At 41.6% G+C, this 9,151-nt stretch carries 6 protein-coding genes; all 6 read right to left on the bottom strand.

The window, feature by feature from the left end:
* Positions 1-446 precede the first annotated feature (446 nt).
* The 6 genes from V5804_RS06405 to tssO all read right to left on the bottom strand — a co-directional run bounded on the left by V5804_RS06405 (position 447) and on the right by tssO (position 9,146).
* Entirely contained in the window at positions 447-1,835 is a 1,389-nt protein-coding gene (locus tag V5804_RS06405; RefSeq protein ID WP_369590549.1) for a DUF5458 family protein, read from the bottom strand.
* 38 nt (positions 1,836-1,873) lie between these two features.
* Entirely contained in the window at positions 1,874-2,314 is a 441-nt protein-coding gene (locus V5804_RS06400) for a type VI secretion system contractile sheath small subunit (protein ID WP_369590548.1), read from the bottom strand.
* Between the two features lie 255 nt (positions 2,315-2,569).
* Positions 2,570-5,044, bottom strand: coding sequence for an ATP-dependent Clp protease ATP-binding subunit (locus V5804_RS06395; protein WP_369590547.1), 2,475 nt, complete (start codon positions 5,042-5,044; stop codon positions 2,570-2,572).
* Positions 5,045-5,061: 17 nt separating this feature from the next.
* A complete protein-coding gene (tssR, locus tag V5804_RS06390) occupies positions 5,062-7,440 on the bottom strand; it encodes a type VI secretion system protein TssR domain-containing protein (protein WP_369590546.1) in 2,379 nt (792 codons plus the stop codon).
* A 173-nt stretch (positions 7,441-7,613) separates the two neighbouring features.
* Positions 7,614-8,573 (bottom strand): PKD domain-containing protein, encoded by a 960-nt coding sequence (locus V5804_RS06385; protein WP_369590545.1) that lies wholly within the window; start codon positions 8,571-8,573, stop codon positions 7,614-7,616.
* A gap of 84 nt (positions 8,574-8,657) precedes the next feature.
* Positions 8,658-9,146, bottom strand: a complete 489-nt coding sequence (gene tssO / locus V5804_RS06380; protein ID WP_369590544.1) for a type VI secretion system TssO — start codon at positions 9,144-9,146, stop codon at positions 8,658-8,660.
* Positions 9,147-9,151 lie beyond the last annotated feature (5 nt).

Here is a 9,151-nt window from a genome sequence, read left to right as displayed (position 1 = left end):
AATTCCCCTCTTTCTACTTCGCCGATAACCTGTATTTTAAAGGCCATGCTGTAATCCCGTTGTGTGCGCTTAGTGGCTGGTTTTTCCTGCTTTTTCATCTTTAAGTTGATTTAGGGTCAACTTATTTCAGGACGGGACAAGGAGAAACAAAAAAGCTGCAATAACAAGGCTGTCAAATTGCCACGACCTTTAGGACGTTGGAATATGAGAAACGCAAGTTAGCTTTAGCCAAAACACCGCTGCACAAATTTAAAAAGGCCTTTAAGTTTGCTATGCTTCTTTTATCACCAAAAAATTCGTGTGTGCAAAATTTTTATTTTTTAGGTTGATGCTAACACCAATTTTTATAGGGTAAAAGAAGCATCAACATTTTTTGTCAGGAATTTACGGGAATATAAATTTAGTTTTCCTGCCCAAAAAAGCAAGGGCAGGATAACTAAACAAGCTTATTGTTGCTTGTATTCGGTATTCCAGGTAGCGCTTGCATCTTCGCCTTTATGCCCGTCCAGTTTTACTACAAAGCTTTTTGCAGGAAAATAAGGTGTTATGTTTATGTCTAGATGGATCCTGTCTTTTTGCACTTCATCTCGTTCAAAACGGATAATTTTAAACCGCTCGATTAAACGGTCAGGCCCCTGGATGTTATCCAAAAACTTCACGATTTGCGAACGCAGGTCCTGTTCTGTCTTGGAATTCCAATTTTCAAAGGCACGCCTGTTTAAAAAATCGAACAATACTTTTGTTATATAATCAAATACCCGTACTACAGAGTAGGTTTGCAAGCCAATGTTATCACCATTGAACAAAGTTTTGGCAGAAAAAGCCATCACCTTACCATATTCATTCACCATTGGCACTAAACCGATTTTTTCCAGATGGGATATTTCACTCTTTTTAAGGTCAAACCTTACGCCGTCAACTTCATTTACCGCGCCATGTTTTTTACCTGCCGTAACTTGCGACATCAAAGTATAATACATTTTACCTGCCAAAGCAGCCGAACCAGGTACATAAAGGTCGTCTTCTTCGCCAACTTCTGCTACTTTGCCGCGGCCTACCATCCAGTTGCAAGTCATGATGGTGTTTGATTTGAACGCATCGCCACCGGTCAAATTGGCCGAAGTAAACAAATCAATTACATCATCCGGCTGGTCAAGGTCTGCAAAATCTGTTACCAGCATCACTTTGTTGTCAAAAGCTATTTTCGACCATCTTTCCACCACTTTATTTGAACCTAAATAACCGGGAATCACCAGGATAGAATAATTTTGGCGCATATCCAGGCGGTCGTAATTTTGCTTCAGCTCATCACTTACATATTCTATAAAACGCGGGTTGTCCAATTCTTTTAACTGATCCAAACCTGCATTCATCACCACCACATTTTTAAGCTTATCGGCTTCCGTATTTTTATAAAATAAATGTAACGAACGATAAGCCTGTTCTAACTCGCGGGAGCTTTGCAGTACATTGTGGATGTTCTTGTTTAGATTTTCTTCGGCAAGCTCCAGGTTTTCTACACTTTTTTCAACTATTTCGCTTACAGAGCCACCTTTTTCAAGTGATTGTATCCACAAGTTAAGTTTCTGCTTTAGCTCTTCACGCTCGAATTTTTTTTCGTCGTCTGTTAAAAAGATTTGTTTACGCGCTTTACGTTCGGGGTTCAGGTTTTGTAAACCATCAATTGTGGTTTCCAGTAGATCAAACCCGCCAACCCTTGATAGCTTATCCAGGCTTTGGCTTAAATTAAGTTGCTGCCCTGCGGCCTTCTCTGCCGGTTTAAATTCCTGGGCTGTAGAAGTATCATTAAGGGCTTGCTCGTTCGGTGTTGCCATAATTTTATGCTTAACTGTTTAGGTTGGTATCGTAAATTTTATTGCTCCAATTCTTTAACAAAGTTTTTTAACGCACTTACAAAAGCAGCGCGTGTTTCTTCATTGTCCAATGTTGTTTTCAATGTTTTGTTTGTTTTAAGCTGCTTAATGATATTCAAATACATTTCGCGCTCTGTGTTTAGCTTGCGCAGGTAGTTGCTTTGCTGTACCAACTTTTTAACACCGAAATCGCCGAGGTTATGGAACTTTAAATTTTCGGTAACCACAGAACCGTCTTGTTTGTCCAAAGCTACATTAACGTTGGGTTTATAATGTTCAAAAACATCCTCAACTGTTTTAAGGCCTTCTACTTTTTCCGGACGAAACGGTTCATTATCAGTTAACTTTTGGATGAACAATGTTTTATTAGGGGCTATTTCACCAAATGCTTCTGAGGTATCGACTTTCTTTTCGTTCCCTCCAATTTCATAGTTAAACATGGTATTGGGATAAATGGTTAAGGTTAAATTTTTACTATAACTGCTATTGCTTAAAATTTGTTTTACCGCACGGCTTCAATTAAAACTTTAAAAATTTAAGCCCTGTTTAAGTTTTGTTCGATTTTTTTCCATGCTTCTTTTACCCTATAAAAATTAGTGAACATTTAATTTGGGGTTTATAAAAATTGATACCGGGCACCAAATTTTATAGGGTAAAAGAAGCATCGGTATTTTATATATAAATTTAAACAGGCCTTAATTAATTGCCCAGCTAAGTTCCTCATTTTCTTTGAGTTTTGAAATGGCAATCGTGTGGCCTTTTTTTAATTCACCAGAAATGATATAATGCGAAATCGGGCGCCTTAACTGGTTGCGTATCACACCGGACAATTGCCTTGCCCCATATTTTGGCGTGAAGCCACCTAAAGCCAGCATACTTTTAGCTTCTTCGCTGATGGAAAAACCAATTCCCATTTTGTCTAAAGAGTCTGTCAGGCTTTTTAACTGGATTTCAAAAATCCGGACAACGTTCTCTTCTGAAATTGGCTTGAATGGTACGATCTCCGACAAGCGGGCTAAAAACTCGGGCCTGAAATGCTTGGCCATTACCTCCATCAGTTTGTTTGAAGTAGGCAGGCTGCCTTTATTTAACTGTTCAGCTATCCATTCGCTGCCGATGTTGGAGGTAAAGAGCACAAGCGAATTGGAAAAATCCCCTTCTTTGCCCAGCCTGTCGTGCAAATGCCCTTCGTCCATAATCTGTAAAAAAATATCAAAAACGGATGGGTGTGCTTTTTCTATTTCATCGAACAATAAAACGGCATAAGGCTGCTGCCTGATTTTGTTGACCAGCAAACCGCCTTCTTCGTAGCCCACATAACCTGGAGGCGCGCCGTAAAGCAAGGCGGCAGAATGCTCTTCTTTAAACTCCGACATATCAAACCGGATCATGGCCTTTTCGTCGTTAAACAAAAAATCGGCGATGGATTTTGCCAGTTCTGTTTTTCCGGTGCCGGTTGGCCCGAGCAGAAAGAATGACCCGATGGGCTGCCCTTTTTTGTTTAACCCGCTGCGCGATTCCAAAATCGCATCTGATACTGCTTTTAATGCCTGATCCTGTCCAACTACCCTTTTTTTCAAAAAGCTTTCCATGTTTAAAAGCCTTTCTTTTTCCTGGGCCTGTATTTTGCCTAAAGGTATCCCGGTTTTATACGATATGATTGCTGCGATGTCATGTTTATCCACCACACTGGCCTTGTCTTTTGCAAGCGTTTCTAAAAGCGGCAGGTTGCGGTTAAAATATTCTATAAACTCATCCGGGTTTTCAAAACCGCTTACCTGGGTTTCGTCTTCCAGCTTACCCAATAACACGGCGCTGGTTTTATTTTGCATCAAGTTATACAACCATTTGTAATCGCTTATATTAACCGTATCGGGCGATGCTTCTTTTAGGGCAGTAAAATTGTTGTTCAGTTCCGTCAACGTCATATCAGAAGTATCGTTCATCAGCCTGATTGCAGCCATGGTACGGTCCATCAAATCAAAAGCCGAATCGGGCAGCCTGCGGTCTTTCATGTAGCGCTTGGCCAGCTTTACACAATCCTGCACGGCATCTTTGTCTATTTTCAGCCCGTGGTGTTCTTCATAATACGGCACTAACTTTTCCAACATTTTAATGGCCGTTTCGATATCCGGCTCGTTTACCTGCAACACTTCAAACCTTCGACTAAATGCCTGCTCCGGCTCTATGATTTTTCGGTATTCGTCAATCGTTGTTGCGCCGATCACCGTAATTTCCCCGCGGGCCAATTCGGGTTTTAACAAATTGCCCACGCCGCCGCCGATAGGTCCTTTGTTATCGAGCAGCGTATGGATCTCATCAATAAACAAAATGGCTTTATCAAACTGTTTAATTTCGCGCAGGATGTTTTTAAGCCTGTCCTCAATTTCACCTTTGTAAGATGCGCCTGCTATCAGCGAACCTAAATCCAGTTCAAACAAACTAACGTTCAATAACGATTGCGGCACTTGTTGGTTAACGATATCCAATGCAAATCCATCAACTAAAGCTGTTTTGCCTACCCCAGCATCGCCGGTGATGATGACGTTTGGCTTGGTTCGGCGGCTAAGTATTTCCATAATCATGCGCGTTTCTTTGTCGCGTCCGATGATTGGGTCTATTTTGCCCTGCCGTGCCAGGTCTGTGCGGTCAATACAATATTTTAGCAACGCTGTGGTTGATTTTGGCCCGCTGTTGCCTTCATCAGTTTGCGGAGTTGCAACCGCATTTTGTACGTTTTCATCCTGCAGGTAAACATCCAATAGTTCTTTTTCTTTTAGCGGGAATGATTTTAACTGGCCGGGATCAAAACCAACGTTGGGCTTGGTTAAAGCAATCAATACACAAACCGGCGTAATGGTATCGAGGCCAAGTTTTACCCTGATGTTGTCTGCTTCTTCAAACACCAGCTTAACGGCATCGTTGCCCAGCATTTCATCCGGTACGGTGAGGGATTGCGGATAATCTTCTATTCGCACATCGGCCCAATCACTGATGTAGGCGGCATCTTTGCCAATAGCCGTTAAAAAGTTTTTTAAACCCACTTCCCGGTGCATCAGTCCTTTTAATATATGCGCCGGGCCAAACGCTTTATGATGGTATTCTTTCGCTAAAGACTGGGCTACTTTTACAGCCGTTTTTGACGATTCGCTTAAACTTATTACGCTCATTGTTGATGGTTTGATGCTTAGTTATTCCAGTTGGCCTGCGTTACGTAATAATATACTTTTCCGTTGGATGTAAAATGCTGTTGGATTAATACCTGCTGCTTTATGGTGTTACGGCTTTTAACAAGATAATTAACATAAGTTTCAAATTGCTGCTGAGGCATCCGGCTGCTATGCTTTAAATCAACCACCTTGTATTTAAACAGGTCTTTCCGGCTTGCAGGAACAACAATGCCCGTAGTTTTGCTAATATAGTCGCTCAGCAGCATTTGCTTAATGGCAGACTTTGTTATGTCCTTTTTTTCGAGATATTTATGGATCACCGTTACATAATTTTTAAAAAGCTGGCTGCGGTAATTGCCGGCATCCTGTTGTAGGTTCTCACCGATCATCATGGATAAAATATCAAATAGCTGCTTGTATTCAGCTTCGTTTAGGATCACTAAATATTGCAACTGGTTTGGATGCTCAGCTACTAAATTGGCCGGGGCCTGGGCACTAAAATAATATTTAAAAGCATTATGCGGCAAGTTATCGCCCAGGCTATCCGAAGCATTACTTGTAAATTCCGACATCACAACGGGTGCCACAAAGCGATGTTCGCGCCCGGTTAGCCTGAAAGCACTATCTAAGGAGTGGATTTGTGTATGTATATCATTTTGGGTTTCGGTCATGAAGCGTTTAAGTGCCGCATTCATCGCCTGGTTGGTTTTTACAACACCTTTAGGCGGAAAAACGACGGCGCCCTGGATCAGGCTGTTTTTAGGATAATCTAAATAAAAAGATACAGAGTCGGAAACTGAAACGTTAAATTGCTGGTTATTGCTTAAACCTTCGCCTACCACCATACGGTTCTTTTTACGGTCGGCAAGCAGTGCAGCCGATCGGGATACCAGCTTGCGGGATTGTATCACAAAGTCGTTGTAGATGGGGTTGTAATCGCTGTAAACTTGTATGGCCAATAATCGGGCATCGGCATTGGCCGTTTCGGTAGCTAAATCATTGAGCCTGGCATTTTCCGAGCTGTTGCCGGTACTGCCAATCAGCACAACCAGGTTAGTTTCGTTTTTATGGTTTTTAAAAAGGTTTAAAGAAGTATGCAAACCTTCAAAAACCGGCTGGCTGTTTGGTGCAGATTCGCAAGTGGCTACGGTTACACCGGCTTGTTTATCCAAAAAGCTAATCACTTTCCTGTAATCTGCATTTAATGTTTGTTGTTCGATACCGCCTGCCGAACAGTTTTTAGCGCCACGATAAACCACCGCTCCGTAACTGATTTGGTTACGCTTATCGTAACTGTTAAAAATATTTTCGAAAGACTGGATGGTATTGGTTAGGCCGGAAAAATAATTGCGCATCGAACTTCCCCCGTCAACTACAAATATTACGTTGATTTTGTGGATATTTTTGCGGATGTCTAAATAGTTCTGATAGTTTAGATGCCCGCCTTTGATGTTGATGATGCTGTTTTGCGATTTATTATAAACATCTGTGGCGATACCAAGTTCGATGTTTCCTGCTGCATTATCCTTAGTTAAGTAAGTTACAGGCATACTGCGTAACAGGGGTTGATCCTGATCAATTAGCGGGTCAAACACAAATGCAATTCCAGGTTTGTCGGCTTTTAACGATTGGTTAATCACCGTTGCTACAGAATCGTCTGCATCGTAATTCCAGTTTTTTGCCGAACCGATGTAAAGCCTGTCGCCCCAACTATGTACTGCATCTGCCGGCACCCAGCCGTAAACACTACTTGCAGCACTATCGGTGGTCAATTGCGGGTCTGATCCTACCAGCAATGTTTTACCGTCAGACGATTTTTTGAATACGTACAATAACTGGTGCAAGGCTACCTTGGTTTTTTTATGCTCCAGCTCCGGCGATGTATATACATACAATGAATCTGTACGGTCATAATAAACGCCCGGTATGGTTAAAGGGCCCTTTCCCGACATGATCGCAATTGCTTTTTCCGGGTAGCCGCTTTGAGAGTTTAAATAGGCTGATTGCCATAAAAGTACTTTATCTTTACTAATCCAGCCATAACTTTGTGCCGCTTTTTTACTATTCAGTTTACGGCCTTGTACCATGCCCGGTTGGTATTTAATCAGTTTGATATAACCATCACGCGCTTCGCTTACGTAAAATGGCTCCATAAACTTTATCTTTTTCATCACCAGTGATCCGCCCTGCGAAGTATAAGTATAGTTTTCGTTCCGGTCAGAAAATACGATCCACGGTAAGGCTGTTGTTTTGCCATTATCATAAACATTGGTTTTGCTGTTCGGCTTTTCAAAAGCAACGGGCAAAGTGGCTACTTTTTTGCTGATGGATACCGGTGATTGGGCATTTGCTGCCAGCGAAAAACAAATTGTTAAAAAGGATAAAAATTTTTTCATAACGGATAGGGTAGGCCTGGTCTAATGTAGGTCAAAAAAATGGCAGTACTTCTTTTAGCACCATAATTTTTGTTTGTTGTGCCATCAATACAAAAGCATCAGTGTTTTATTGTTTTTTTATGGGATAAAAGAAGCATGAAAATTAAATCGAGCTAAATTAAAACTGGCCTTGGTTATTTTATTTCTTTATTAGGGTTTAATTGCGAAAGGTGTTGCTTTACGGTAAGCAGGTTTGAACAGGTTGATTTTGCTTTAAGCGCAGTTTGTGCTTCGTCAACATTAACGCCTCCGCCAAATGTCAGCCGCATGCAATACGAGTAAAAATCGGTTTGCTTTCTGTCGCCGTTGGCCTCAACATTAACACTTACCTTTTCATCCCCGCAAAAATATTTATTAACGAGGTAGTAGTAGTTTGAATTAAAATCAGCACCGTTGGCAATGGCCTGAAGGTGTGCCCGGATGTCATCCACCACTTTCCGTTCCCCTTCTCCCGGCATTATCATCGCATTAACCGTTGAGTCAGGGTTGGTAATCAATATTTTATGATAAACCGGCCGGGTAACATTATCGGCACGCAGCCGCACAAAATAAGTTCCGGCGTTATGATACGTGTACAGCGCGGTCGGGCCTTTGATATCTACCCTGCCGGTCTCGCCGAAAGACCATTCGTATATTCGGGCATTTCCCTGCGCTTCTAACCTTACTTCTTCGTTAACAATTCCACGTGTTGGGCCGTTAACAGTAAGCAGCGTATCTTTACCCAAAGCCACGGCGGTATCTTTAACATTGATCGGAAATTGTTGCTGCAGGTTGCCATCTACCGTTACCCGGATGATATAAGCACCGGATTTTTTAAAGCGGTAACTGCCGTTTTGCCGGTTCGAGCGATCGCCGTTTCCAAACTCCCATAACCACTTTTTGGCTTCGGGCGTATTGTCCGAGTAAACCAAGTCTTCATTCAAAAAAATCTCGTCCTTTAAAATTCGGGCGTTGGTGGTCCTTTTATCAAACAAAGAACTTTTAAATAAAAAAATAAGACCTGCTAAAAGAAGTATGGTGGCTACAATGTACAGGAAAACATAATTTTGCCTGTTGGTATTGATCGCTCTTCCGCTGTTGTAATCGTCTGGCATCGGTTGCTTTTTGTTTTTTTACAAGAAGTGGTTAGTTAATGGCTGATGGTTGATAGTTAATGGCTGATAGCTAACGGCTGAAAGCTAATGGTTGGCAGAATTAAGGCTTTGCTGCAACTGCCGGGTTGATAGCTTACAATCATTTAAAAGTTTGTTTAGGCGGCCAATATCGTTGTAATTTCCTTTAAGTTCACGTTTATCGTAAAAAAGGTTTTCTTGGATTTTGGAAGCGAAAATAAAACACTTGTAACGGCTGTCGTAAGGGCGGCTGTTGTAGTACGAGCGTATGGCCGTGATCGAATTTTTTATATCGTTTTCTAAAAAAAGTGCCTGCACATTGGGGTTAAACTTTACAATATGGGCATAAGTGGTATCAATGGCAGGGCTGGCCTCGGCTACCGTGGCCTCAAAACGTTCTTCCTCTTGTAACCGCTTTGCAAATTCGCTTTTTGATACATCGCTGCCATTGCCATAATTATAAAAAATAGCCGTACACAACACAGAAGCGGTAAATAAAAACAGGCCTAAAAAGAACAAAAATTTTTCGCGCCTTTCTTTTAAACTAAATTTCATAATAA

The sequence above is a fragment of the Mucilaginibacter sp. genome, from assembly GCF_041088075.1.
GTDB lineage: Bacteria > Bacteroidota > Bacteroidia > Sphingobacteriales > Sphingobacteriaceae > Mucilaginibacter_A.
This window is presented reverse-complemented; position numbering and strand designations above follow the sequence as displayed.